This is a genomic window from Tardiphaga sp. 20_F10_N6_6, from assembly GCF_052076045.1.
In the GTDB taxonomy this organism is placed as follows: Bacteria; Pseudomonadota; Alphaproteobacteria; order Rhizobiales; family Xanthobacteraceae; genus Tardiphaga; species Tardiphaga robiniae.
In genome coordinates, this window is the sequence record NZ_CP197239.1 from 4,781,489 (window position 1) to 4,807,752 (window position 26,264).

The following is a 26,264-nucleotide window of genomic DNA, read 5'->3' on the forward strand; positions in this document are numbered from 1 at the left end:
ATGATTATAAAGAGGCGCTCCGACACCGCTTACGATGCGCCCGCGGACTGCTCGTTCACCACCCGCTGCTGAATCTTCACCAGTTCTGCATAGATGCCGCCTTGGGCGATCAGTTCGTCGTTGGAGCCCTGCTCGGCGACGACGCCTTCTTTCAGCACGATGATCTTGTCGGCGTCGCGAATGGTCGAGAGCCGATGCGCGATCATGATGACGGTGCGGCCCTGCATCAGCCGGCGCAGCGCCTCGATCACAAGCGCCTCGGATTCCGGATCGAGCGCAGCGGTCGGCTCGTCGAGGATCATGATCGGGCTGTTGCGCACCACCGCACGCGCGATGCCGATGCGCTGACGCTGGCCGCCAGACAGCGTGTCGCCGCGCTCGCCGACCATGGAGTCGTAACCATGCGGCATGCGCGTGATGAACTCGTCGGCATTGGCGATCTTGGCGGCTGCAACGATCTCCTCGTCAGTTGCACCAGGGCGGCCATAAGCGATGTTCTCGCGGATCGTGCCGCGGAACAGCACCGTCTCCTGCAGCACGAAGCCGACCTGGGCGCGCAGGGCGGAGAGTTTGTAGTCGGTGACATCGACGCCATCGATCAGCACGCGGCCCGATGTTGCGTCGTAGAAGCGCGGGATCAGGCTCAGCACCGTGGATTTGCCGGAGCCGGTCGGCCCGACCACGCCGACGATCTGGCCAGGTTCGATATGGAGCGAAACGTCGCGGAGCACGCTGGCCTCTTCACTATAAGAGAAGGCGACGTTCTCAAAGGTGATGGCGCCCTTGGCGCGACCGGGATCGACCGCACCCGGTTTTTCCACGATGACATCGTCGGCGGCCAGGATGTTCTGGATCCGCTCCAGCGCCACGGTGGTCTGCGCGATCGCGCTGGTCATGCTGGCGAGGTCCTTCACCGGTTTGAAGAACTGCGCGAGATAAGCGAGGTACACGGTGAGCGCGCCAGCCGTCATGGTGCCAGCGACAATCAGCGAGGTCCCCTTCCACAGCACGATGGCGGTGCAGAACGCCACCACGATGCTGACCACGGGCGAGAGCAGCGATTTCACCTGACGCGCCTTCATGGCGGCCTCGACGGTGGCATGGCTGGCGGCTTCCAGCCGCGCCAGTTCGAGATCCTGCCTGCCGAAGGCCGTGACTGCGCGCACCTGGCCGAGGCCCTGCTGGACCACGGCAACGATCTCGCTCTGCCGTTGCCGCACCGTGCGCGTCACGTCCTTCACGGCGCGCTTGAAATGGAACACGAAGACGATCAGGAACGGCGTGATGCCGAGCGCGATCAGCGTAAAATCCCAGTCGAGCCAGAACATCAGCCCGATCATGAAGACGATGGTGATGAGATCGAGCAGGATATCCAGCGTCGACGATGAAGCGAAGTTTTGCAGCGTTGTGACGTCTGTGGTGATCGTGGACATCAGCGCGCCGGTCTTGGCCTTGTCATAATAGCGCAGCGATAGCCGATGCAGATGCGCATAGATGCGGATGCGCAGGTCGTTGGCCACCCACTGGCCGACCGATGTCGAATAGTAGTTGTCGATGTAGGTGGCGATCGCGCCGATCACGGCGATGACCAGGGTGGCGATGCCCGCGAACAATGCGACGCCGAGCGTGTGGCGGCCGATGCCGTAGTCATGGGCCCAGTCCAGCCAGGCGGGCAGGTGATGACTGCCCAGCGCGTCATCGAGCACCAGTTTGAGCGGCCAGGGCGCGGCCAGGCTCATGGCGATCTCGACCAGCATGGCGAGGAAGACGATGATCAGCCAGCCGCGATAGGGCCGGAGCATCTCGAGTACCAGACGAGTCATCGAACATTGTCTCCAGCAACACGGCCAGGCCGGGAATCATGAGCAGTCCGGGCGGCCGCAGTATATAGCCGCCGTCGGTTAGCGGGTCTTAACTGTAGTCGGGTACAGATGCATTTTTGCTGACAGCCCGCGCATGGTGGCATGCGGGCAGGAGCGTCAGTTAATTTGGCAGGGCTGCGCAGGACCGAACATGAACGTGCGATCCGTTGCTTTCCCGTTCTGGGGCAGGGTGCTTCTGCTGGCCGGCATCCTCGGTCTGGTGCTGGGCGGCGGCCTTCTGACCTGGCGCTACATCGAGCGTCCGACCGTGCTCAAGCTGGCGGTCGGGTCGATCGATGGCGAAGCCGGCAAGACGGCATCGATCATCGCCAGCCATTTCGCCACCAGGAAGTCGCCGATCCGGTTGGATTTCGAGACCTTCGGCAACGCCGTCGATGCGGGTAAGGCATTCTCCTCCGGCAAGGTCGATCTCGCTGTCGTCCGGGCCGATGTCGGCGATCTCTCCGAGGCGCGCGCCGTTGCCGTCATGGCCAAGGCGGTCGTCATGCTGATCGCGCCTCCCGGTTCGAAAATCACCAGCGTCGAAGGCCTGCGCGGCCGCACCGTCGGTGTGGTGGGCGGCGAGGTCAATCGTAGACTGGTCGATGCGCTCACCAAGCAATACGACCTGACGAGCGCGAGGGTCACATTCAAGAATCTTGAGGTCAGCGATACCCGGCGCGCGGTGGAAGCCAAAGAAGTCGGCGCCCTGCTGGTGGTGATTCCGCTGACCGAGAAGTATCTGTCCCTGGTGCGCGGTCTGTTCAAAACCGGTGCGCCGGTGCTGATCCCGATCGATGCCGCCGGCGCCATTGCCGATGCCAATGGCGCCTATGAAAGCTTCGACATTCCGAAAGGGTCGCTGCGCGGTGCGCCGCCCGTCCCGGATGATGACGTGACCACGCTTCGGGTCAGTTACTATCTGGTCGCGAACAAGAAGCTCCATTCCAGCCTGATCGCGCGTCTGACCGAAATGGTGATCGCGGCGCGCCGCGATCTGATCGCCGGGCAACCGCAATTGGCCGGTATCGCGGCTGCCGACACCGATCCCGATGCCTTTATCCCCATTCATCCGGGCGCTGCTGCCTACTACAACGGTACCGAGCAGAGCTTCATGGATAAATACGGCGACGACATCTATCTCGCCCCCATGATCCTTGGCGCCCTTGCCTCTGTGCTGGCTGCCGCCTGGAAATTCCTCGGCATCCGGCCGCCCGACCACCGGGAGGCGACGCTCAACGCACTTTATGCATTGCCCCGCCGGATCCGGGCGGCGGCGGACGATGCGGAACTGTGCGCGATCGAGCAGGAGGTCGACGACCTTCTCAGCGCGCAGCTGGCGAAGACCATGCGCAATGATGAAGATGCACTTGAAATGGCGACGCTGGTCTCTTCGGCGCAGCGTCTCGACAATCTCATCCATCATCGCCGTTCGGCGCTGGCGCGCGCCCCATTTTCTGCGGCGCCGCATTCAAGTATAGAGTCGGAGACATAGTTCCAGGCCATGAAGTTTTGCAGCACCACCAGCCGTTTGCGGGCACCCTTATTTCTCGCGAGAGGTCAGTCATGACGCATAACCTGCTCGTGTTTCCGGATGACACCGCGCAGTGCATCATTGATCCGATCAGGGCTGCAAAGCGCAGCCTGAATATCCGGATGTTCCTGTTCACCGATCCGACGCTGCTGCATGAGGTGATCGCGGCGAAGCGGCGCGGCGTCAAAGTGCGCGTCATGCTCAATCCGGCACGGCGCAATGGCGAGAGCGAGAATAACGAAACCGCCGCGGCGCTGGCTGCTGCCGGGGTCGAGGTTCGTGACAGCAATCCGGCCTTCGCGCTGACCCATCAGAAGTCGATGGTGATCGATCATGAGTGGGGCTTCGTCGAGTCGCTGAACTGGGAGACCCGCGATCTCACCGAAACGCGCGACTACGCGGTGACCACGACCAAGAAGCTCGAAATTTCCGAGATGGTGGATTGCTTCGAGGCCGACTGGGCGAAGCAGGATTTCGTACCGAACCCGGACTCGCAACTGATCTGGTGCCCGAACAATGGCCGCGAGCGGATCGGCGCTTTCATCGATTCCGCGCGGGACACGCTCTGGATCCAGAACGAGCGTTATCAGGACACGGACATCATCGAGCGGCTGGTTCGCGCGGTGCTGCGCGGCGTTCAGGTCCACATCATGGCGCGGCAGCCGCACAAGCTGAAGAAGAACAAGCTGATCGAGGGGATCGGCGGCTTGCGCATCATGCATGACGTCGGCGCCAAGGTGCACCGGCTCAATGATATGAAGCTGCACGGCAAGATGCTGTTGGCCGACGAGGAACGTGCTATCGTCGGTTCGATCAATCTCACGCCGGGCAGTTTTGACGATCGCCGCGAACTGGCCATTGAGACCGATGCGCACCATGTTGTGAAGCGTCTCGTCGAGACCTCGCATCACGACTGGAAACATTCGCGCAAGCTCGACCTCTCCGACGAGGCGGTGCAGGCGGACCTGGAAAAACACGGCATCCGGCAGTAGCGCGTTGTCGCTCAGCGCCGATCCGGCCGCGGCGATTGCCGGGCTCTGGGCTGCACAGGTTTCCTTTCCGCGCGGCGAGCATATTCCGTGGCCAGGTTCAGCAGTCGTTCGCGAACCACGGGGTCATCAATCTCCCGCGCCAGCTTTTCGCAGCGCTCGGCCTGCTCTCTGAAATATGCGGCTTCGCTAGGCAACTTTGTCGTTTTCCATGGGCAGTGCGGGGCGCAGGAACATCGCCGAGAGCTGATCCTTGATTTCCAGGACACGCGGCGATGTCATACCCGGGCGAATGCAGAGCAGCGCTTTGATGGTCGGAAGCTCCGGCAAGTAATAGTCCCTGGCCCAGACCAGTCCCGGCGGAATGATCCGGCTGGGAACAGCCGTCAGTCCGATGCCGGCTTCGACGGCGGCTTTCTTCGCGCTGTAGTCCTGACTGCTGAAGGCAATCCGATAGGAAAGGCCATGCCGCGTGAGCGTATGAATCATCCAGTCGTCATTGGTCCAGGTGACGATTGGGATCGGTGCGCCGGGGCTGAGCACGAATGATTTCGAGCGAACCCATGCCAGCCGATCCTCGGATTCATCGACAATGAGCGGAGCCAGATCGGGACTGATTTCTCCCCGCTGGAAAAAACACCCGACGTCGATATGGCCGTCGATCAATGCTGTCGCAATCTCGGTGGACATTCCGGCATGGATATGGATGTCATTGAGGTTGCTCAGGCTCTGCTCGGCGACGAAGCGCTGCGCGAGGACAACGCTCAGGCCCAAACGAAGCCGGTCGACATGATTATCGGCTCCGCCGAGCGCAAGCACCTGATCGTTGGCCTCGATGATCTTGCGCGCCTGCGCAAGCACCAGCTTGCCGAGATCGGTCGGACAACTTCCGTTTGGCGTCTTGCTGAACAGCGAACCGCCAACAAGTTGTTCGAGGCGCTTGATCTGCGAACTCACCGCGGGCTGACTCAACCCCAATTGCTCCGCAGCCTTGGTCAAGCTACCTGTTTCTGAAATGGCAACGACGGTCCGAACAATTTCAATCGGAATATTGAGATGCCGCTTGTGCATTTGAATATCCAGCCTCGCAATTGCGCCATGAGTCGGACCAAGTGGTGTCGCGATTCTCTACCAATCATATAGGCGTAATCACTCTTGGTTATATATTTGATTTGGATGGCATTTCCGGAATTTATGGCGTCATCAAAATCGGTGTGTGGCGGCTATCTACCGAATTCGATGATGACCACACGCGCCGCCGCATCGGACTCAATCGCGACAGGTGCTGATCCTTGTTCCACAAGCAGCCCATCATGCGCCGACAGGCTGTCGACGGTCGATGCCGACTGTACGGTCGCAGTGCCATGCTCAACGAACAGAAACGCTTGTGCAGAAACTATAAAATCCTGACGTTTCATGACGTTGATGCGTCTCACATGCTGTGAGACGATCCCGCGCCTGCTCATCACATTCAAATCTGTAATGGGGCCGTCGATCAGTAACGCTGACGTTTGCTGATCGCCCGGGAAGGAATGGATCGTACTGCGATCAATGCGCACAGATGCGCTGCCGTGGACATTGAGGTCGATGCCGGCGCCATCGATGACCAGAAGTGTACGATCAATCCCGGGAAATGACGAGAACGGTCCGTCGCTCGTCACCTGCGCCATACTGACGCGCCAGTCGAAATCGTCCAGCTTTGCATTCGCCGGGAAGATCGCGATCTCCGTGGTTGATCCCAGCCCGTTCTTCCAGGGCATCATCTTGTAGTTCGCGGCGCGCAGGATCTGCATGCGCCGCACTCAGCCCTTGGCGTGCAGCGATGGCAGATTGAGGTGATGTTCCTCTGCGCAATCGATGGCTTCCTCATAGCCTGCATCGGCGTGACGCATCACGCCGGTGGCCGGATCGTTCCACAACACGCGTTCGAGGCGCTTTGCGGCTTCCGGCGTGCCGTCGGCGACGATAACCATGCCCGAATGCTGCGAGAAGCCCATGCCGACGCCGCCGCCGTGATGTAGCGACACCCATGTTGCGCCAGATGCGCAGTTGAGCAGCGCATTGAGCAGCGGCCAGTCGGAGACGGCATCAGAGCCGTCCTTCATCGCTTCGGTCTCGCGGTTCGGGCTTGCGACCGAACCGGAGTCGAGATGATCGCGGCCGATCACGATCGGCGCCTTCAGCTCACCCGAAGCCACCATCTCGTTGAAGGCGAGGCCGAGGCGATGGCGATCGCCGAGGCCGACCCAGCAGATCCGCGCCGGCAGGCCCTGGAACTGGATGCGCTCGCGCGCCATGTCGAGCCAGTTCACCAGCGCCTTGTTGTGTCCGAGGATCTCCTTCACCTTGGCGTCGGTCTTGTAGATGTCCTCGGGATCGCCGGACAAAGCCGCCCAGCGGAACGGGCCGATGCCGCGGCAGAACAGGGGACGGATGTAAGCGGGGACGAAGCCGGGGAAGTCGAATGCGTTGTCGACGCCTTCTTCCTTGGCCATCTGGCGGATGTTGTTGCCGTAATCGACCGTCGGCACGCCCATCTTGTGGAAGTCGAGCATCGCGCGGACGTGCTCGCTCATGGATTTGCGCGAGGCCTTCTCGACGGCCTGCGGATCGCTGGCGCGCTTGGCTTCCCATTCGGAAAGCGTCCAGCCTTTCGGGAGATAGCCGTTGACCGGATCATGCGCCGAGGTCTGGTCGGTGACGATGTCCGGTCTGACGCCGCGGCGGACCAGTTCAGGGAAGATGTCAGCCGCATTGCCGAGCACGCCGACAGAGATCGGCTTCTTCTCCTTGTTGGCCTTCTCGATGATCGCCAATGCGTCGTCGAGATCCTTCGCCTGCACGTCGAGATAGCGACTCTTCAGCCGCATCTCGATGCGGCTTGGCTGACACTCGACCGCCAGGCACGACGCGCCGGCCATGGTCGCCGCCAGCGTCTGCGCGCCGCCCATGCCGCCGAGGCCGGCGGTGAGGATCCAGCGGCCGGAGAGGTCGCCATTGTAATGCTGCCGTCCGGCCTCCACGAAGGTCTCATAGGTGCCCTGTACGATGCCCTGCGAGCCGATATAGATCCACGAGCCGGCCGTCATCTGGCCGTACATCATCAAGCCCTTGCGATCGAGCTCGTTGAAGTGCTCCCAGGTGGCCCAGCGCGGCACGAGATTGGAATTGGCGATCAGCACGCGCGGCGCATCCGCATGCGTCTTGAATACGCCGACCGGCTTGCCGGATTGCACCAGAAGCGTCTCGTCAGTGTTGAGCTCGCGCAGCGACTTCGCGATCTGATCGAAAGCTTCCCAATTGCGCGCGGCGCGGCCGATGCCGCCATAGACGACGAGCTCGTTGGGATTCTCGGCCACTTCCGGATCGAGATTGTTCATCAGCATGCGCAGCGGCGCTTCGGTGAGCCAATCCTTCGCGGAAAGCTCGGTGCCGCGCGGGCTGCGCACGATACGGCTGTTCTTGCTGCGATCCATGATGTCGATCCTTATTTGGATGTCGCGGAGGTCCGGCCGTGCCAGACGCGGGCGTGAAGCGGATTGAAGCCGACGCGGTAGACCAGCTCGGCGGGTTGTTCGATGTCCCAGATGGCGAGGTCGCAGGCCTTGCCGGCTTCCAGCGTGCCGACTTCGCTCAGCTTGCCGAGTGCCCGTGCGCCTTCGCGTGTCACGCCGAGGAGGCATTCATCAACGGTCATACGAAACAGTGTCGCGCCCATATTCATGGTCAGCAGCAGCGAGGTCAGCGGCGAGGTGCCGGGATTGCTGTCGGTGGCCAGCGCGAGATGCGTGCCATGCCTGCGAAACAGCGCGATCGGCGGAGCCTGGGTTTCGCGCAGGGTGTAGTAAGCACCCGGCAATACCACGGCGACGGTGCCGGCCTTGGTCAGCGCGACGACGCCGTCTTCGTCCGTATGTTCGAGATGGTCGGCCGACAGCGCGTTATGCTCGGCGGCGAGTTTAGCACCGTGAAGGTTGGACAGTTGGTCGGCATGCAGTTTCACGGGCAGGCCGAGTTTCTTGGCGGCGTCGAACACCCGCGCCGTCTGCTCTGGCGAAAACGCGATGCCTTCGCAGAACGCGTCGACGGCGTCGGCGAGTTTCAGCTCGGCAATCGCCGGCAGCATTTCGGCGATGACCGTGTCGATATAGGCGTCCTTGTCGCCACCCGCTTCCGGCGGCATCGCATGCGCGCCGAGAAACGATGTTACGACGGAGACGTCGCGCGCACGGCCGAGCTGCCGCGCCGCTGTGAGGCAGCGGATCTCGGTCTCCTTGTCGAGCCCATAACCCGACTTGATCTCGATGGTCGTGACGCCTTCGGCGAGCAGATGATCGAGCCGCTTCAATCCGCTGGCGACGAGCTGCGCCTCGCTGGCCGCACGCGTCGCCTTCATGCTCGAGGCGATGCCGCCGCCGGCGCGCGCGATGTCCTCATAGCTCGCGCCCTTGAGCCGCATCGCGAATTCACTGGCGCGGTTGCCGCCATAGATCAGATGGGTATGGCAATCGACGAGGCCGGGCGTGATCCAGCGGCCCTCGCAATCGATCCGTGTCTTGGCGTCGGCATCCGGCGGCAGGTCTGACGCAGGACCAGCGTAAGCAATCCGGCCATCCTTTGTTGCGATGCAGCCATCCTCCAGGATCCCGAGGCCGGGCTGGCCGGGCGCCATGGTGGCAAGGCGTGCATTGGTCCAGATGGTATCGAAGGTCATGACGGACTGCCGTAAATTCGGGACGTCGTATGTCTATACATAATCAGCGGCCTCGCTTATTGTCGAGCGTCTTTTGAATGCAACAGGCAATCGCTATGGGCACGCAACGTGCTGCAAAAAGGCTGTTCTTCGCACATGCGCTGCTGCCGTCAGGCTGGGCGCGCGACGTCGTTGTCTCAATCGAGAATGGCACCATCACGGCCGTTGCCGCGAATTCGAGCAGCCTTGACGCGGAAATCATCAGCGGTGTGGCGCTGCCGGGACTGCCCAATCTGCACAGCCATGCGTTCCAGCGCGGCATGGCTGGCCTCACCGAAATCCGCGGCGCCACGCAGGACAGTTTCTGGACCTGGCGGCAATTGATGTATCGCTTCATCGATACGCTGACGCCGGATGACGTCGAAGTCATCGCGGCTTTCGCCTATGCCGAGATGCTGGAAGCCGGTTTTACCTCAGTCGCGGAATTCCACTATCTGCATCACGACGAGACCGGCGCGCCCTATGCGAATCTCGCGGAGATGGGTACGCGCATCGCTGCGGCATCCGGCGAGACCGGCATCGGTCTGACGCTGCTGCCGTCTTTTTATAACTTCAGTGGCTTCGGCGGCGCGCCGTCAATTCACGGTCAGCGCCGTTTCGTCAATGATCCCGCGCGCTTTCTGGCGCTGCTGGAGAAATCCCGCGCCGCCATCGCGCCTCTCGATGATGCCGCCATCGGCATCGCGCCGCATTCATTGCGTGCGATCACGCCGGAGACGTTGAATGACGTTCTCAAGGCGGTGCCCGATGGACCGATCCATATCCACGTGGCGGAGCAAACGAAGGAAGTCGACGACTGTATCGCCTGGTCCGGTCAGCGCCCGGTGGCGTGGTTGCTGGATCATATGCCGGTCGACAGGCGTTGGGTGCTGATCCACGCGACCCATATGGCCGATGCAGAAACCGCCGGTGTCGCGAAAGCAGGTGCCGTCATCGGCCTGTGCCCGCTCACCGAAGCGAGCCTCGGCGACGGCATTTTCGAAGGCCCGCGCTTCATCGATGCCGGCGGTGTGTTCGGCGTTGGCAGCGATTCCAATATCGAGATTACGGCGCCGGGCGAGTTGAAGCAGCTCGAGTACAGCCAGCGTCTCGCCTATCGCGTCCGCAACGCCGTCGCGCGCCATGAAGGCGAGTCCACCGGCCGTGCGCTCTATGAACATGCGCTGGTCGGCGGCACGCAGGCCTCGGGCCGCAATATCGGTGCACTTGCGGTCGGCAAGCGTGCGGACATCGTCGTGCTGGACACCGCGCATCCCGATCTCTGTGCCGTCACCGGTGACCGCTGGCTCGATGCCATGACCTTTGTTGCCGGCAAGTCGGCGATCTCCGACGTCTTTGTCGGAGGCAGGCAGGTCGTCAACGGCGGTCGCCACATCAAGCGCGCATCCATCACCGAACGCTATCGGCGTGTCGTGCAGCGGCTGGCGACACTCTGATGGCGACAGCGCGCGTGTCAAAGTCGGCAAATGGAAAAGCGCAGGCCGCGCCGCAGGCGCTGTATCAGCGCATCCGCGCCGATCTCGAAGAGAAGATCCTCTCCGGCCGCTGGCCGCCCGGCTATCGCATTCCGTTCGAGCATGAACTGGTCGAGAGCTATAACTGTTCGCGGATGACTGTGAACAAGGTGCTGTCAGGTCTCGCAGCTGCTGGTGTCATCGAGCGCAAGCGCCGCGTCGGCAGTTTTGTCGCCAAGCCGCTGGTGCAGTCCGCGGTGCTGCATATTCCGGATATCCAGGCCGAAATCGCCAAGCGCGGCGAGGCCTATGCTTATGAGTTGCTCACGCGCAAACGGCGCAAGGCGACCAAGGACGATCTCGAACGTCTGGGCATCGACAAGAGTTGCGATGTATTGGTGTTGAGCTGTCGGCACATCGCCAAGGGCAGGCCTTTCGCGCTGGAAGAGCGCCTGATCAATCTCGACGTGGTGCCGCCCGCGTCTGAAATCGATTTCACGCGCGTGCCGCCCGGTACCTGGCTGCTCGGTCACGTGCCGTGGAATGAGGCTGAGCACCGGATTACGGCATCACTGGCAGACGATATAGCGCTGAAAGCATTGACGCTGAAGAAGCCGGCCGCCTGTCTCGTTGTCGAGCGCCGCACGTGGCGCAAGAACAAGATCATCACATCGGTGCGCGTCACCTATCCGAACGATCTGTATCAGCTCACCGCGCGCTTCACGCCGACGGGGCTGCGATCATGAGGACGATATGAATCATCTGCCGCAGGCCGTCTGCGGAAATTGACTCTGGCAATCCGCCATGTTGCCATGCAGTATCATTCTAAATCTGGCTGAGGAGAGTGCGTTATGAAGTTGATTGGAGTTTCCGTCGCCGCCATGCTCGCGGCTCTCGTTGCGACCCCGGCTGCGGCGCAGACCAAGGTCACCATCGCCATTTCCGGCTGGACGGGTTTTGCGCCGCTGACGCTGGCGAAGGAAGCTGGCATCTTCGCCAAGAACGGTCTCGACGTCACCATCAAGAAGGTGCCGCAGGCCAGCCGCCATCTCGCCATCGCATCGGGCGATGTGCAATGCGCCGCCACCACGGTCGAGACCTGGGTGGTGTGGAATGCCAATGGCGTCGCCACCACGCAGCTGTTCCAGCTCGATAAGTCCTATGGCGCCGACGGCATGGCCGTGCGCGCCGGCACCGCATCGATCAAGGACCTGAAGGGCAAGACCGTTGCCGCATCAGCACCAGGCACCGCGCCCTATTTCACGCTCGCCTGGTTCCTGAAGAAGAACGGCCTCAGCGTGAAGGATGTCTCCGTGGTCAATATGGAGCCGGGTCCGGCAGCGCAGGCGTTCATCGCCGGCCAGAACGATGCGGCCATGACCTATGAGCCGTATCTGTCGGCCGTGCGTGAGAAGCCGGAAGCCGGCAAGATCATCGCCACCACGCTCGACTATCCGATGATCATGGACACCTTCGGCTGCACGCCGAAATTCATCGCCGATAACGAAGGTGCCGTGAAGGCGCTGGCCAAGAGCTATTTCGAGGCCGTTGCGATGATCGGCGCCGAGAAGGACAAGTCCTACGAGATCATGGGCGCCGACGTGAAGCAGACCGGCGAGAAGTTCGGCGCCTCCGCGCAGTATCTGCGCTGGCAGGATCAGGAGGCGAACAAGAAGTTCTTCGCCGGCGAGCACCAGGCGTTCTCGAAGGAAGCTGCCGAGCTGCTGCTCGAAATCGGCGTTATCAAGGAAATTCCGGATCTGACGAAACTCGCTGATCCGCGCTTCATTCAGTAAATCTCCGCCGTCGCTTCGGTCATTGCGAGGAGCGAAGCGACGCGGCAATCCAGCTCTTACTTAAGGAAGACTGGATTGCTTCGTCGCAAGAGCTCCTCGCAATGACGATCATGAGCATCGAATACGCAGCATGAAACCACTCGCCCCCATTTCATCCACCGCGCGCGTGGTGCTCGGCATATCGTTCTTTGTGCTGTTCGTGGCTGCGTGGTCCTATGCGACCTTTGGCGGCTTCGTCTCCAAGACCTTCCTCGCCAATCCATGGACCATGCTGCAGGATGGCTGGCTGCTGCTGACCAAGCACGGCTTCCTGCATGACATCGGCATGACCATCTGGCGCGTGATCGGCGGCTTCGTGCTGGCGGCGCTGTTCGCGGTGCCGATCGGCATCCTGATGGGCGCCTACAAGCCGATCGAAGCCTTTCTCGAACCCTTCGTGTCCTTTGCGCGCTATCTGCCGGCCTCGGCCTTCATCCCCTTGCTGATCCTGTGGGCTGGTATCGGCGAATTGCAGAAGCTGCTGGTGATTTTTATCGGCTCGGTGTTCCAGCTCATTCTCATGGTCGCTGTCAGTGTTGGCAGTGTGCGCCGGGATCTCGTCGAGGCGTCGCTGACGCTCGGCGCGCGCGATGCCGGGGTGCTCAAGCGCGTTCTCATCCCGTCCGCCGCGCCTGAGATCGCGGAAATCCTGCGCCTCGTCCTCGGCTGGGCCTGGACCTATGTCATCGTCGCCGAACTGATCGGCTCGTCCTCGGGCATCGGCCACATGATCATCGACAGCCAGGCGCTGCTGGCCACCGGCCAGATCATCTTCGGCATCATTGTCATCGGCATCATCGGTTTGATTTCGGACTATGCGTTCAAGGCTGCGAACCGGCGCTTGTTTCCGTGGAGCATCATTTGAGCAAGCTCGTCATCGACAACGTCTCGCGGATTTTCCCCGCCGTCCGCGGCGGCACGCCGACGCGTGCGCTGGAGCCGACCAATCTTTCCGTCGCGGATAATGACTTCGTCACGATCCTCGGCCCGTCAGGCTGCGGCAAGTCCACTTTGCTGCGCATGGTCGCCGGGCTGGATACGCCGACCACCGGCCGCATCCTGCTCGACGGCAAGGCGATCACCGGTCCTGGAGCCGATCGCGGCATGGTGTTCCAGTCCTACACGCTGTTTCCCTGGCTCACGGTGTCGGAGAATATTTCCTTCGGCCTGCGCGAGCGCGGTGTGTCCCAACGTGAGCGCAACGACATCGCCAAACAGTGGCTGGAGAAAGTCGGACTCACCAGTTTCGCCAATCATTTCCCGAAGCAACTCTCAGGCGGCATGCAGCAGCGCACGGCCATTGCACGCGCGCTCGCCAACGATCCGAAAATCCTGCTGCTCGACGAGCCGTTCGGCGCGCTCGACAACCAGACCCGCGCCCTGATGCAGGAATTGCTGCTCGGCATCTGGGAGCGCGAGCGCAAGACAGTGATCTTCGTCACCCACGATATCGAGGAAGCGGTGTTCCTCGCGTCGCGCACCGTGGTGATGTCGGCGCGTCCCGGTCGCATCAAGGCCGATATCGCGGTCGATTTACCGCATCCGCGGCACTACACCATCAAGACCAGCCCGGCCTTTTCCGATCTCAAAGCGCGGCTCACGGAAGAAATCCGTGTCGAGGCAGTGCTCGCGGCTGAGGCCCACTGAGATTCTCAGGCCGCATCAGCGGCGTCAGGATACCGCTTAAGTAGCGCGCGATCTATCGAAGGTTGCATCGTTGCTTGCGTGCCCTGCTCTGGCTGCGTGGTTTTATCCGAACCTTAAGTACGTTCGCGGCCGCCGGGAACTCGGGCGCCGCGCAAAACAATTTGGCGACGTCTCGCACATACGATTGCACCACCGCGGCTGAAAGCCGGTGATCGGGTCATTTCAACGACGGTCCGATGGTTTGAGCAAAGTAATTGCGAGTTGCGTTTATGACGTTGGTGCATGTCGACCAGAGTGATGCGGCCAGGACGCTCCTCGCCGGGCTGGAGCAGGCCATCGATGCTGTCGTGATGATCGACAGCAAGAATAGCGTGACCCATTTCAACGCCGCCGCCGAACGGTTGTGGGGCTATGAGCGCGATGAAGTGCTCGGGCGAAATATCAGCTTTCTGGTGCCGATGGCCATCAGGTCGCAGCACGACGGATACATCGCCGCGAACCGCGCGACCGGCGTCAATCGCATTGTCGGTCACAGCCGCGAGGTGAAAATCGAACGCAAGGACGGCAGCGAGATCTGGGGATCGTTGTCGATGTCGCGGGTCGAGGTGAATGGCGAGATCACCTATATGGGCTTCGTCCGCGATGTGACGGAGGAGGCGAAGCGCAGGGACGAAATTATCCCGCTGGCTCTCGTGGTCGACAAGACGAAACGCGCTATCTACATTGCGGGTCGCGACGCACGGATCTGCTATGTGAATGGCGCTTTCACCGGCATGTTCGGCTACTCACTGGATGAGGCGACGGGACTGATCCCCGAAGAATTCCTCGTCGGCGCATATACCAGCCAGGCGACGCTCGCATATCTGGACCGGCAGATCAGAACGGAAGGTTCTGCTGAAGACGAAATTCTCCTTTACGACAAAGCCGGCAACGAGGTCTGGGTCTCGGTTGCCTTGAATGCGATTCATGGCGCGGATGGAAAAATCCAGCACCTCGTCGCATTGATGACCGATATCACCGAGAGCAAGCAGCTTCAGTCGCTGCAGCATCACATCCTCGAAGCGCTGGCCGATGAGCAGCCGCTGCTCGACGTGATGGACAATCTTTGCCGGAAGGTGGAGCAGATCGCGCCCGATGTCGTCTGTTCGGTGCTACATGTCGATTCCGCGGGATTGCTGCATCCTTTGGGAGGGCCAAGCCTCCCGGCAGGTTATGCGCAGGCGCTGGACGGCATTGCCATCGGACCGGATGTCGGGTCTTGCGGGACCGCTGCCTTTCGCGGCGAGCCTGTTCTGGTCACCGATATCGAAAACGATCCTCTCTGGCTGCCATACAACAGCGCGCCGCTGGCTTCCGGTCTGAAGGCCTGCTGGTCGATGCCGATCAAGACCAGGGATGGGCGCGTCATCGGCACGTTCGCATTCTATTTCAGGGAATGTCGCAGACCCAGCCGCTTGCATCACGGCATCGTCGATGCCTGTGTTCATCTCGCCGCGGTCGCCATCGAGCGGGAGGAAGCGCGCAACGAAATCTCGCGGCTTGCCTATTTCGATGCGCTCACCGGTCTGCCGAACCGGACCCATATGCGCCAGTTGATGGAGCGCGCCGTCGCGGAATGCTCCGCAGATGCGCAGATGGCGCTGATATTTCTTGACCTGGATCACTTCAAGGACGTCAACGATACGCTGGGGCATGCTGTCGGCGATGACTTGCTGGTCGCCGTCACACAGCGGCTTCATCAGCACATCCGACCGGGCGATATCCTCAGTCGTCAGGGCGGCGATGAATTCATCATCCTGATGCCGAACTGTGTCACGGCCGATGCCTCGCGCATCGCGGGCCGTCTCACCGAGGCACTGTCGGTTCCGTTGCAGCTCGGCGGCCATCAGGTGCCGATTTCTGCCAGCGCCGGCATCAGCATGTTTCCGGACAATGCCCGCGATCTCGATAGTCTGCTGAAATATGCCGATGCGGCGATGTACAAGGCCAAGCAGGCCGGCCGCTCCACGCATCGGTTTTTCAGCAACGACATGGACCGCGTGAATGAGGAGCGCCTTCGTCTCAGCGCCGCTTTGCGCCACGCGCTTGCACAAGGCGGCCTGCGGTTGCACTACCAGCCGCAGATCCGCGCAGGGAGCGGCGATCTGTACGGTGTCGAGGCATTGGCGCGCTGGCATGATCCCGTATTGGGCGATGTGTCACCGGCCAAGTTCATTCCGCTCGCGGAGGAATGCGGCCTCATCGAGCAGATCGGTGTCTGGTCGCTGCGCGAGGCGTGCAGGCAGATTGCGGCGTGGCAAAAGGCAGGGCTCGATGTGCCTTGCGTCTCGGTCAACCTGTCGCCGATCAATTTTCTGAATCCGGGATTGCCGGCGTTGATCTCCGACATCATCGCGGAAAACGGGCTGGCGCCGAACAGGCTGATGCTCGAAGTCACCGAGGGCGCGGTGATGAGCGAACACACGACCGCGATCGAGATCATGATGCAGATCCGCGCGGCTGGCATCGGATTGTCGATGGATGATTTCGGCACGGGCTATTCGAGCTTGAGCCGCCTGGCGCATTTGCCGGTGCGCGAGCTGAAGATCGATCGCAGCTTCATGCGCGGTATCGAGACTGAGGTCTGTGCTCTGGCAATCACCACCGCCATCGTGTGCGTCGGGCAGAGCCTCAACATGACGGTCGTGGCCGAAGGCGTCGAAACCGAAGAACAGCGCAGGATTCTCGCCGGGCTGGGCTGCGACGTCATTCAGGGGTTCCTGTATTCGCCTGCACTGTCCGCATTCGATCTCGAAGCCTGGCTGGTGGCCCGCCATGCCGAACGCTGGGCGGCGCTGGTTGACGAGCGCCGCGCCGAAGCTGCGCAAGAGGAAATGTGGCCGGGTGCGCTCGCGGCCATGTAATCTCGAGAAATTGACGACCGTCGTTAACGCGTTGTTAACGACATCCGGTATTCCGGCCCCTCAAGATGAGATCGAACGAACTTCTTAGCTACTGGAGTTCGAATACACTCGTACCAGCGAATGACATTGCCGCTGTAACGAAGACAGTTGTCGTCGTGCTCACGCGGCTCCTGTGATCGAAGGTCGTTTCATGTCTGCAAGTCCTGTCGGCCAGCCCAGCGAAGAGGCGAAGGCGCTGTTCTCTGCATTCGAACAGGCGGTCGATGCTGTCGTGATCACCGGGATCGACAACGAGATCAGGCATTTCAATGCTGCTGCCGAGCGGATGTGGGGATATCACCGCGACGAAGTTGTCGGCCGGCAGGTCAGCTTCCTCGTTCCCCTCGACGTGCGCGAACATCTCGATGGAGTGATTGCGGCAAAGTCTGCCATGGATCCGCAAGTAGCGGTCAAGGGCCGCCGCGAGTTCAGGATCAGCCGCAAGGACGGGAGCGAGGCCTGGGGCGCGTTCTCGATCTCACGCGTCGATTACGCCGGCAAGACGCTCTACATCAACTTCATCCGCGACGTGACGGACGATGTCCGTGACCGCGAACAAAATGCGCTGATGGCACTGGTTGCCGAAAAGACCGACCGCGTCGTGATGGTCTCCAAACGCGACATGACCATCGTCTATGTCAACGACGCTTTCACGGAGCTGTTCGGATACACGCTTGCGGAAGCGATGGGCAAACACCCGCGGGATTTGCTGACCGGAGAATATACCGACAACGAAACGCTGGAGCGGTTTCACGCGCAGATCGATGCCGAAGGACACGGGCAAGAGGATATCCTTGTCTATGACAAGGACGGTCACGAGATCTGGATCTCAAGCACGGTCAACGCAGGCCGCAACAAAGCCGGCGAGGTCGAGCATCTGGTCGCGGTGCTCGACGACATCACCGAGAGCAAGCAGATCCATTCGCTGCAGCATCATGTGCTGGAAAATCTCGCCAATGACATGCCAGTCATGGATGTGATCGGCGATCTCTGCCACCGCGTCGAAGCCATCGCGCCCGATATCGTCCCGTCGGTGCTGCATGTGGACGCGGACGGCCGGCTCCATCCACTCGGCGGCCCCAGTCTCCCGCCGGCCTTCGCGCCCATTATTGACGGTATTGCCATCGGTCCCGATGTCGGGTCCTGCGGCGCGGCAGCCTTTCTCGGCCACGCGGTGCTGGCCACCGATATCGCCACCGATCCGCGGTGGCAGCTTTATAGCAGCCTGCCGTTGGAGGCCGGCCTGCGCGCCTGCTGGTCGACGCCGATCAAGGCGCGGGACGGCCGCGTCATCGGCGCCTTTGCCTTCTATTTCCGCGAGACACGGGGCCCGACGCGCTGGCACCAGACCATCGTCGATGCCTGTGTGCATCTGTGCGCACTGGCCATTGAACGGCACGAGGCCCGCAGCGAAATCGCGCGTCTGGCCTATTTCGATGCGCTGACCGGCCTGCCGAACCGCGCGCAACTGCGCCAGATCCTGACGGGGCTGATCGACAAGAGCAAGCCGAGGGACCGCATTGCGGTGATGTTCCTCGATATCGATCACTTCAAGGACGTCAACGACACGCTCGGTCATTCCATTGGCGACGAGTTGCTGGTCAAGGTCACGCAACGACTGTGCAGGCAAATCCGGCCGGCCGATACGCTGAGCCGGCAGGGCGGCGACGAATTCGTCATTGTGCTGCCGAATTGCGATGTTGAAGGCGCCGCCTTGATCGCCAGCCGCCTGCTCGAGACACTGCTGCCGCCCATGCAGCTTGGCGCCAAGCTGGTGCCGGTATCGGCCAGCATCGGCGTCAGCATCTATCCCGACAATGCCGGCGATATCGATGGTCTGCTCAAACATGCCGATGCGGCGATGTATCAGGCCAAGCAGGCCGGCCGCTCGACCTATCGCTTCTTCAGTGCGGAGATGAACCGCGTCAGCGAGGAGCGACTCGCCTTCAGTACGGCGCTGCGCAATGCCATCGTGCAGGATGCGCTGCGGCTTCACTATCAGCCGCAGGTTCGCGCTGACGGTCGCCTTTACGGTGTCGAGGCGCTGGCTCGCTGGTCAGATCCGGTGCTCGGCGAAGTGCCGCCATCGAAATTCATTCCGCTCGCGGAAGAATACGGACTGATCGAGCTGATCGGCACATGGTCGCTGCGCGAAGCCTGCCGGCAGGTCGCGGCTTGGCGCAGAAATGGCGTCGACGTGCCCAGCGTCTCGGTCAATCTGTCGCCGATCAATTTCCAGAATGGCGATCTCGCCACGCTGGTCGGCGAAGTGATCGCCGAAAACGGTCTGTCGCCGGACATGCTGATGCTGGAGGTCACCGAAGGCGTGGTGATGAGCGAGCATTCGACCGCCGTCGAGACCATGGAGAAAATTCGCAAATCCGGCGTGCAGCTGTCGATGGATGATTTCGGTACCGGCTATTCCAGCCTCAGCCGTCTCGCGCATCTGCCGATTCGTGAATTGAAGATCGATCGCAGCTTCATGCGCGGCCTTGAAAGCGAGGCGAGCGCGCTGGCGATTACGCGCGCCATCATACGCGTTGGCCAGAGCCTCGACATGATCGTGGTCGCCGAAGGCGTCGAGACCGACGGGCAGCGCCGGATTCTCACCGAACTCGGCTGCGACGTTATCCAGGGCTTCGTCTATTCGCCTGCGCTGCCGGTGCCGGATTTCGAACTCTGGCTCGCTGGTCACGAAACGTCGCGTGCCGCCATTGCCCTGAGTGAGATGCGGCGTCAGGCGCATCCGGAGCGGACGCTGGGCGTCGTCCCGTCCGTCAGACGGATCCCGTAGTCGCTATCTCTTGTCGAGCATCTCGCGCACCTTGTTGCCGAGGGCCGCTTGTGTAATCGGCTTCTGCAGCAAGGAGACGCCGGGATCGAGCCGGCCCTGATGCACGATGGCGTTGCGCGAATAGCCGGTCATGAACAGCACTTTCAGCTTCGGCTGCCGCTTCTGCATCTCGTCGGCCAGCAGTCGCCCGTTCATGCCGGGCATCACGATATCGGTCAGCAGCAGGTCGAACGGTTCGGGATCTTCGGTGAAGTCGGCCAGCGCTGCGTCGGCATTGCCGGCCTCGCGGACCTGATAGTTGAGACCTTCCAGCGTCTCGACCAGGTAGGACCGCACATCCGGATCGTCTTCCACGATCATCACAGTCTCGTTGCCCTTGCTGCCGACGATGTGCCTCTCGATCTCGCTTGCTTGCTCCGCATGCTGTCTGCTGCGCGGCAGATAGACCTTGATGGTCGTACCTTCGCCGACCTCGCTATAGATCTTCACATGGCCGCCGGATTGCTTGACGAAGCCGTAGACCTGGCTCAGGCCGAGACCGGTGCCCTGTCCGGGCTCCTTGGTGGTGAAGAACGGGTCGAAGGCGCGCTCCTGCACGTCCTTGGGCATGCCCGGGCCGGTATCCGTCACCGAGATCAGGACATACTGCCCGATGACCACATCGGAATGCTGCAGGGCGTAGATCTCGTCGATGAAGGCGTTGCTGGTTTCGATCGTCAGTTTGCCGATCTTCAGATGGTCTTGGCCGGCCATGGCGTCGCGTGCATTGACCACGAGATTGAGGATGGCGGCTTCCATCTGGCTCGGATCGACCTCGACCTGCCACAGCCCGGCGCCGCCGACGATTTCGAGATCGATATTCTCGCTCAACGTGCGCTGGAAGAAGTCCGACATGCCGTGGAGCAATCCGTTGACATTGATGGTCTTCGGGTCGAGCGGCTGCTTGCGTGCGAAGGCAAGCAGGCGCTGGGTCAGCACCACGGCGCGTTGCGCGCCGCCGGCCGCGCTGGCAATGACGCGCTTGAGGCGATCACGTGACGATTCCGTCCAGGTCGAGATGCTGTGCTCGGCGATTTCGAGATTGCCGATGATGATGGTCAGCAGATTGTTGAAGTCATGGGCAACACCGCCGGTGAGATGGCCGATCGCTTCCATCTTCTGCGTATGGCGCAGCATGTCCTCGGCCTCGCGCCGGTGCCGGCCTTCCTCGATCAGCGCCAGTTCGGTTTCGCGCAACTGTGCGGGCGAGGGGATCGCCAGTAGCCGCGGCAGCAGCGGCCAGAGAATCGCAGCGGTGACGACCGAGGCGATGGCGGTGATCGCCTTGAGGATTCCTTCGGCGCCATAGGCCGGAACCCACAGCGTGTAGATCGACATCACATGGGTCAGGCCGCAGGCCATGATGAAGAGCGCGAAGGCCCAGAAGATCCAGCCGAACTCCACATCGCGGCGCTTCCAGACGAAGATTGTGAGTACGACGGGGATCGAGAAATAGGCCGCGGCGATCAGCGCATCCGAGCCGACATGAAGCCAGATCAGGCCGGGGTCCCACAGCAGACAAATGCCGTGCGGCGCAAACATGGAACTATCGAGAAAGTTCTGGAGTGATGCCCACATCGCGTGCCCCCGCCGATAGCTGGTATCTAGCAACCGAGGGTGACCGGGCGGTGTGGAGGCGTCAAGCGTGAGCGCAATTGCGAACGGGGCTTATCAGACGCCGAATGCGCTGCGAGAATTGGCAAATTCGGTGAGGGCGCCGATGATCTGGTGCTGCCGATAGGGTTTGGCAATGAAGCGGCCGCCATCGGGCAGGTCGCGTTCGCCTATCCTGAAGTGGCCTGATGTTGCGATGATGCGAATGGGCGGCCAGCGATTGGCGACCGCATGGGCGAGCTTGAGCCCGTTCATCGAGCCGGGCATGTCGATATCGGTAAAGATGATGCGGATATCGTTGCGCGCTTCGAGCACGCGGATCGCAGCGTCTGCATCCGGCGCCTCGATCACCCGGAAACCGGCTTCCTCGATCATCTCGACCGCAAACATGCGCAGCAGTACATCGTCCTCGACGACCAGGACGGTGGCGGGGAGGGCGGCGTCGTTTACGGCAGCGTCTTGGGCCATGGGATTTGAACCTTGATCGCCGGTTCCATGGGCCACAGGGCCGGGATGGTTCGGGTCGAAAGCATCAGTCAGTCTAAACGTGATCAATCGAATACGAATATAGGTCGCGTAAAAACTGTTTTGGTTCGCATGTCTTTGCTAAGCGAGCTGATCGCGCTTTCGTTCCGCCGTGTGCGAAAAAAAATCCGTGAAGATGACGAAAATCCGCGGCGCCGTCAGGTCAGTCGTTCTTGCGCCCGGCATCGGTGCGGTCGCGGACCGTCTTGAACACACCATGTGCCGTGGCGACCACGTGATCGTTCACACTGACCTCGGTGCTCATGAAGATCAGGCTCTTGGTGGCACGTACGACCTTCGGCCGGGAGATCATCAGGTCGCCGATCCGCGCGGCATCGACGAAATAAGTATCCATCTGGACCGTGGCGAGCGCCTCGACCCCCGCAGCCTCGCGCGCCGCCATGCCGCAGCTCCGGTCGGCGAGCGTCATCACTGCCCCGCCCTGAACCACGCCGCGGCGGTTGCGGTGCTTGTCCTGGCCAAGAATGGCGAATTCATTGATGCCATCGACGACCCGGTGCCACATCGGGCCGACGAAATGGATGAACCCGTCATCGTCCATGATGCTCCAGCCGGCGGCTTCGAGTTCAGCATAGGCCGCGTCAGTCGCCGCATCAGTCATGGATTTTCCTTCTTGCGAGATATCGATGGGCTGGAGGGAGTGAGTGCTAGGTCATACAAAAGCGGGGGGCGGGTGGATAGGACGTCGCGGCGTGGGGGCGCGTCGCAATCTGCATGGCTCGTCGCTCGTTGTTCTGGGGCGCTGTCCTCCCCCATTGTCATTCCGGGGCGCGGCCGGCACTTGCCGGACGCGAACCCGGAATCCCAGAGTGTTTTGCGCTGTCTGGAGATTCCCATGCTGGGATTCCGGGTTCGGTCCCGTCGCCTCCGGCGTCGGTCCCGCCCCGGAATGACGAGCTTGGGGCGGCAAGACAGCGCCCAAACATTTTTTCCTATCTCCCGTTGACAACATCCCTGTATGGACTATATTCCCCTTCGTCCTGCCCCACCGAGAGGGGCGATCGCGATCGTCACGTTCGCGGGGCAGGGTGCGGTGGACGCCGGAGATGCGGCGTCACGCGGTTTGGGGGTGACGTCTGTCTTCGGGCAGGACGGATCTGCGCCAGCACTGCCACTGGCAAGGAGACGGCCGACCTTGGGATGGAAAGACTCCTGGACAGTGTGACGGACGACCAAGTCAAAACGCGTTCGGCCTATTCGCTTGAGGCACCCTTCCCATCGCCTTGGGACATTAATTCGCGATCGGAGCGTTCGTCGAGGCAACGCGCAAGCAACCGAAAAAACACCGCAGGCGGAACGCCGGGCACTTGCTCGGCGCCTCCGAAAGTCCTGATGCACTCTCAATTGCGGAAGACCGCATTCGCATCAGGCCCACGGGTGCAACGGGCACCCGGCGTTCCGCACGCCCTCTCACAAGGGGGCGGGAATGCAGGAGACGACGGCGCCCCCGCGCCGCAAACAATGGGGGTGATGACGCATGTCTGAAGAGCAGTGGCTGTTTGAAATTCTGGGTTTGCGATGGCGCGACGGCGCCAGAAATATCCCTCCCCCGCGCGAAGCGAAGCTTCGCTAGGTGGGGAGGGTCGGCCGATAGGCCGGGGTGGGGGTGCCACAAGCGACGCCCTCACGTGGGGCACCCCACCCGTCACGTTTGTTCGCTTCGCTCTCAAACGCGCCACCCCTCCCCGCTCGCTACGCTCGGGGGAGGGGAAAGGAAGCCCTACACCTTCACCATCCGCTTGCCCCGGTTCTCACCGGCCAGCAGACCGATCAGGGCCTGCGGCGTGTTCTCCAGCCCGTCGATGACGTCTTCCTGGACCTTGAGCTTGCCTGCGGCGACCCAGGACTGCAGATCGGCCAAAGCCTTTTCGCGCTGGTTCATATAGTCCATCACGATGAAGCCCTGCATGATCAGCCGCTTCACCACGATGAGACCGGGCACGCCGCGCGGGCCGGTCGCCGAGGGCGCGCCGTCATATTGCGAGATGGCGCCGCAGCAGGCGATGCGGCCGTTGAGATTCATTTGTGCGAGACAGGCCTCGAGAATGTCGCCGCCGACATTGTCGAAATACACGTCGATGCCACCCGGCGCCGCCGCCTTCAGCGCCTTGAACACCGCGCCGTCCTTGTAGTCCACCGCGGCATCGAAGCCGAGTTCTTTGGTCAGCCAGTCGCATTTGTCCTTGCCGCCGGCGATGCCGATCACACGGCAGCCCTTGATCTTGGCGATCTGGCCGACGATGGAGCCGACCGAACCGGCCGCCGCCGAGACGACGACGGTCTCGCCTGCCTTGGGCTTGCCGACGTCCAGCAGGCCGAAATAAGCTGTAAGTCCGGCGATGCCATAGACGCTGAGCAGATGCGTCATCGGCTCCATTGATGGCATCTTGTTGAGATGCTTGGCCGGCACCGCCGCGTAATTCTGCCAGCCGGTGTCGCCGAACACGATGTCACCGGGCTTCAGCGCAGGCGACTTCGAGGACACGACTTCGGCAATGCCGCCGCCCGCCATCACCGTGTTGACCTCGACGGCAGCGCGATAGGTCGCGCCATGCATCCATGCGCGATTGGCGGCATCGAGCGAGATGTAACGCACGCGCAGCAGCGCCTCGCCGTCCTTCGGCTCGGGAATCGGGCCCTTTGATAGTTTGAAATGCTCGGGCCCCAATTTTCCTGTGGGCTTTTCGACGAGCAGCACCTGATGATTGACGGTGTCGGTCATGGCCGTTGTCTCCCTGTTTCTTCCTTTGTCGAAACTTGTTGCAGTCGCCGCGTACAAAACAATCAGGCTGCACAGTTTTTGTAGTTGGCGATGACGCTATGCGGCAGCGCGGCATTCCACAACGGCTATTTGCCGCCTGATGATACCGAAACGGTACGCGGCTGACGAAGCTTGTTGCGCGCTCTGATCAATATGACAGACTGTCGCAGTTGGGAATGTGTAACGGGGGTCGGTATGTCGAACAGGTTTACGCAATACATTCTGATCGCGATGGCGCTTGGCATCGTGATGGGCTCGCTGGTTTTCAACTATTTGCCCGATAGCCGTGGCGAGATCGCGGCCGACGTCAATCTGATCGCCATGTTGTTTTTGCGCCTGATCAAGATGATCATCGCGCCCCTGGTCTTCGCCACTTTGGTCGGCGGCATCGCCCATATGGGCTCGGGCTCCAAGCTCGGCCGCATCTTCGCCAAGACCATGGGCTGGTTCGTCAGCGCCTCCTTCATCTCGCTGCTGCTCGGCCTCGTGATGGTCAACCTGTTGCAGCCCGGCGCGAATTTCCCGGGAACGCTGCCGGCTGCGGGGCAATCGACGGGCCTGCCGGTGTCGGCTTTCTCCATTGAAAAATTCCTCACCCATCTGATCCCGACCTCCATCGCGGACGCGATGGCGCAGAACGAGATCCTGCAGATCGTGATCTTTGCCGTGTTCTTCGCAGTTGCGATGGGCGCCATGCCGGAACGCTCCAAGCCGATGCTGCAACTGATCGATGACCTCGGTCACATCATGCTGAAGGTCACCGGCTATGTGATGCTGTTCGCGCCGCTCGCGGTGTGGGCGGCGATCATGGCGACGGTGTCCAAGAATGGCTTGGGCGTGTTGTGGAAGTTGATCGTCTTCATGGGCGGCTTCTACCTGTCGCTGGCGATTCTGTGGGGTATCCTCGTGGTGGTCGGCTTCATCGTTATCGGCCCGCGCTACAGCCATCTGCTGCGGCTGATCCGCGAACCCTTGATGATTGCGTTTTCCACGGCAAGTTCGGAAGCCGCGTATCCGAAGACGCTGGAAGGCCTCAACCGCTTCGGCGCCTCGTCGCGCATCTCCAGTTTCGTGTTGCCGCTGGGCTATTCGTTCAATCTCGACGGCACGATGATGTACTGCACCTTCGCCAGCATCTTCATCGCGCAGACCTATCACATCGAGATGTCGCTCGGAACGCAGCTCGCGATGCTGGCGACGCTGATGATCACCTCGAAGGGCGTGGCCGGCGTGCCGCGCGCCTCGCTGGTGGTGATCGCGTCGACGCTCAGCCAGTTTAATATTCCCGAAGCGGGCCTGTTGATGATCATGGGTATCGATACGTTCCTCGATATGGGCCGCAGCGCCACCAATGTGATCGGCAATTCGCTGGCCACGGCGGTGGTTGCTAAATGGGAAGGCGAACTCGCGCCCGAACATGAGCTCGGTCCCGACGATGTGGTGCCTGGCGACATGATTCCCGGAGAAATCCCCGCCCTCGGACATGGTTGAGGT

At 61.6% G+C, this 26,264-nt stretch carries 19 protein-coding genes; 10 read left to right on the forward strand and 9 right to left on the reverse strand.

From position 1 onward, the window contains the following. Positions 1-29 precede the first annotated feature (29 nt). On the reverse strand, positions 30-1,823 hold the full coding sequence (locus AB7813_RS22890; protein ID WP_441228457.1) for an ABC transporter ATP-binding protein: 1,794 nt from the start codon (positions 1,821-1,823) through the stop codon (positions 30-32). A gap of 190 nt (positions 1,824-2,013) precedes the next feature. Between AB7813_RS22890 and AB7813_RS22895 the strand changes: the two genes are divergently transcribed. After that, entirely contained in the window at positions 2,014-3,357 is a 1,344-nt protein-coding gene (locus AB7813_RS22895) for a TAXI family TRAP transporter solute-binding subunit (protein WP_441228458.1), read from the forward strand. Between the two features lie 71 nt (positions 3,358-3,428). Continuing rightward, entirely contained in the window at positions 3,429-4,388 is a 960-nt protein-coding gene (locus AB7813_RS22900; RefSeq protein ID WP_093761610.1) for a phospholipase D-like domain-containing protein, read from the forward strand. A 186-nt stretch (positions 4,389-4,574) separates the two neighbouring features. Here AB7813_RS22900 and AB7813_RS22905 read toward each other — a convergent pair whose 3' ends face one another. The 4 genes from AB7813_RS22905 to hutI all read right to left on the reverse strand — a co-directional run bounded on the left by AB7813_RS22905 (position 4,575) and on the right by hutI (position 9,099). Continuing rightward, positions 4,575-5,456: a LysR family transcriptional regulator gene (locus tag AB7813_RS22905; RefSeq protein WP_441228459.1), complete on the reverse strand. Its 882-nt coding sequence runs from the start codon at positions 5,454-5,456 to the stop codon at positions 4,575-4,577. A 152-nt stretch (positions 5,457-5,608) separates the two neighbouring features. Further along, positions 5,609-6,178 (reverse strand): HutD/Ves family protein, encoded by a 570-nt coding sequence (locus AB7813_RS22910; protein ID WP_441228460.1) that lies wholly within the window; start codon positions 6,176-6,178, stop codon positions 5,609-5,611. A 9-nt stretch (positions 6,179-6,187) separates the two neighbouring features. Next, positions 6,188-7,861, reverse strand: a complete 1,674-nt coding sequence (hutU, locus tag AB7813_RS22915; RefSeq protein WP_441228461.1) for a urocanate hydratase — start codon at positions 7,859-7,861, stop codon at positions 6,188-6,190. Between the two features lie 11 nt (positions 7,862-7,872). After that, on the reverse strand, positions 7,873-9,099 hold the full coding sequence (gene hutI, locus AB7813_RS22920) for an imidazolonepropionase (protein WP_441228462.1): 1,227 nt from the start codon (positions 9,097-9,099) through the stop codon (positions 7,873-7,875). Between the two features lie 95 nt (positions 9,100-9,194). Between hutI and AB7813_RS22925 the strand changes: the two genes are divergently transcribed. The 7 genes from AB7813_RS22925 (at position 9,195) to AB7813_RS22955 (ending at position 19,810) form a co-directional block, all read left to right on the forward strand. Beyond that, positions 9,195-10,574 carry a formimidoylglutamate deiminase gene (locus AB7813_RS22925; RefSeq protein WP_439079142.1) on the forward strand — a complete coding sequence of 460 codons (1,380 nt, stop codon included), beginning with the start codon at positions 9,195-9,197 and terminating at the stop codon, positions 10,572-10,574. After that, entirely contained in the window at positions 10,574-11,338 is a 765-nt protein-coding gene (gene hutC, locus AB7813_RS22930; protein ID WP_441228463.1) for a histidine utilization repressor, read from the forward strand. The genes AB7813_RS22925 and hutC overlap by 1 nt, the downstream gene beginning before the upstream one ends. Before the next feature lie 105 nt (positions 11,339-11,443). Further along, positions 11,444-12,388, forward strand: coding sequence for an ABC transporter substrate-binding protein (locus AB7813_RS22935; protein ID WP_089266870.1), 945 nt, complete (start codon positions 11,444-11,446; stop codon positions 12,386-12,388). A gap of 130 nt (positions 12,389-12,518) precedes the next feature. Continuing rightward, positions 12,519-13,292 (forward strand): ABC transporter permease, encoded by a 774-nt coding sequence (locus tag AB7813_RS22940; RefSeq protein WP_116661544.1) that lies wholly within the window; start codon positions 12,519-12,521, stop codon positions 13,290-13,292. Continuing rightward, positions 13,289-14,074, forward strand: a complete 786-nt coding sequence (locus AB7813_RS22945; protein WP_441228464.1) for an ABC transporter ATP-binding protein — start codon at positions 13,289-13,291, stop codon at positions 14,072-14,074. Before AB7813_RS22940 ends, AB7813_RS22945 begins: the two co-directional genes overlap by 4 nt. A gap of 269 nt (positions 14,075-14,343) precedes the next feature. Continuing rightward, positions 14,344-16,977 (forward strand): EAL domain-containing protein, encoded by a 2,634-nt coding sequence (locus AB7813_RS22950; protein WP_441228465.1) that lies wholly within the window; start codon positions 14,344-14,346, stop codon positions 16,975-16,977. A 190-nt stretch (positions 16,978-17,167) separates the two neighbouring features. After that, positions 17,168-19,810 (forward strand): EAL domain-containing protein, encoded by a 2,643-nt coding sequence (locus AB7813_RS22955; RefSeq protein WP_441228466.1) that lies wholly within the window; start codon positions 17,168-17,170, stop codon positions 19,808-19,810. 3 nt (positions 19,811-19,813) lie between these two features. Here AB7813_RS22955 and AB7813_RS22960 read toward each other — a convergent pair whose 3' ends face one another. From AB7813_RS22960 to AB7813_RS22975, 4 genes are all read right to left on the reverse strand, one after another. Next, a complete protein-coding gene (locus AB7813_RS22960) occupies positions 19,814-21,391 on the reverse strand; it encodes an ATP-binding protein (protein WP_441228467.1) in 1,578 nt (525 codons plus the stop codon). Positions 21,392-21,520: 129 nt separating this feature from the next. Then, entirely contained in the window at positions 21,521-21,931 is a 411-nt protein-coding gene (locus tag AB7813_RS22965; RefSeq protein WP_441228468.1) for a response regulator, read from the reverse strand. Positions 21,932-22,151: 220 nt separating this feature from the next. After that, positions 22,152-22,610: a PaaI family thioesterase gene (locus tag AB7813_RS22970; RefSeq protein WP_089266877.1), complete on the reverse strand. Its 459-nt coding sequence runs from the start codon at positions 22,608-22,610 to the stop codon at positions 22,152-22,154. 1,119 nt (positions 22,611-23,729) lie between these two features. Then, positions 23,730-24,731 carry an NADP-dependent oxidoreductase gene (locus AB7813_RS22975; protein ID WP_441228469.1) on the reverse strand — a complete coding sequence of 334 codons (1,002 nt, stop codon included), beginning with the start codon at positions 24,729-24,731 and terminating at the stop codon, positions 23,730-23,732. A 234-nt stretch (positions 24,732-24,965) separates the two neighbouring features. Between AB7813_RS22975 and AB7813_RS22980 the strand changes: the two genes are divergently transcribed. Further along, entirely contained in the window at positions 24,966-26,261 is a 1,296-nt protein-coding gene (locus AB7813_RS22980) for a dicarboxylate/amino acid:cation symporter (RefSeq protein WP_089266305.1), read from the forward strand. The last annotated feature ends 3 nt before the right edge of the window (positions 26,262-26,264 follow it).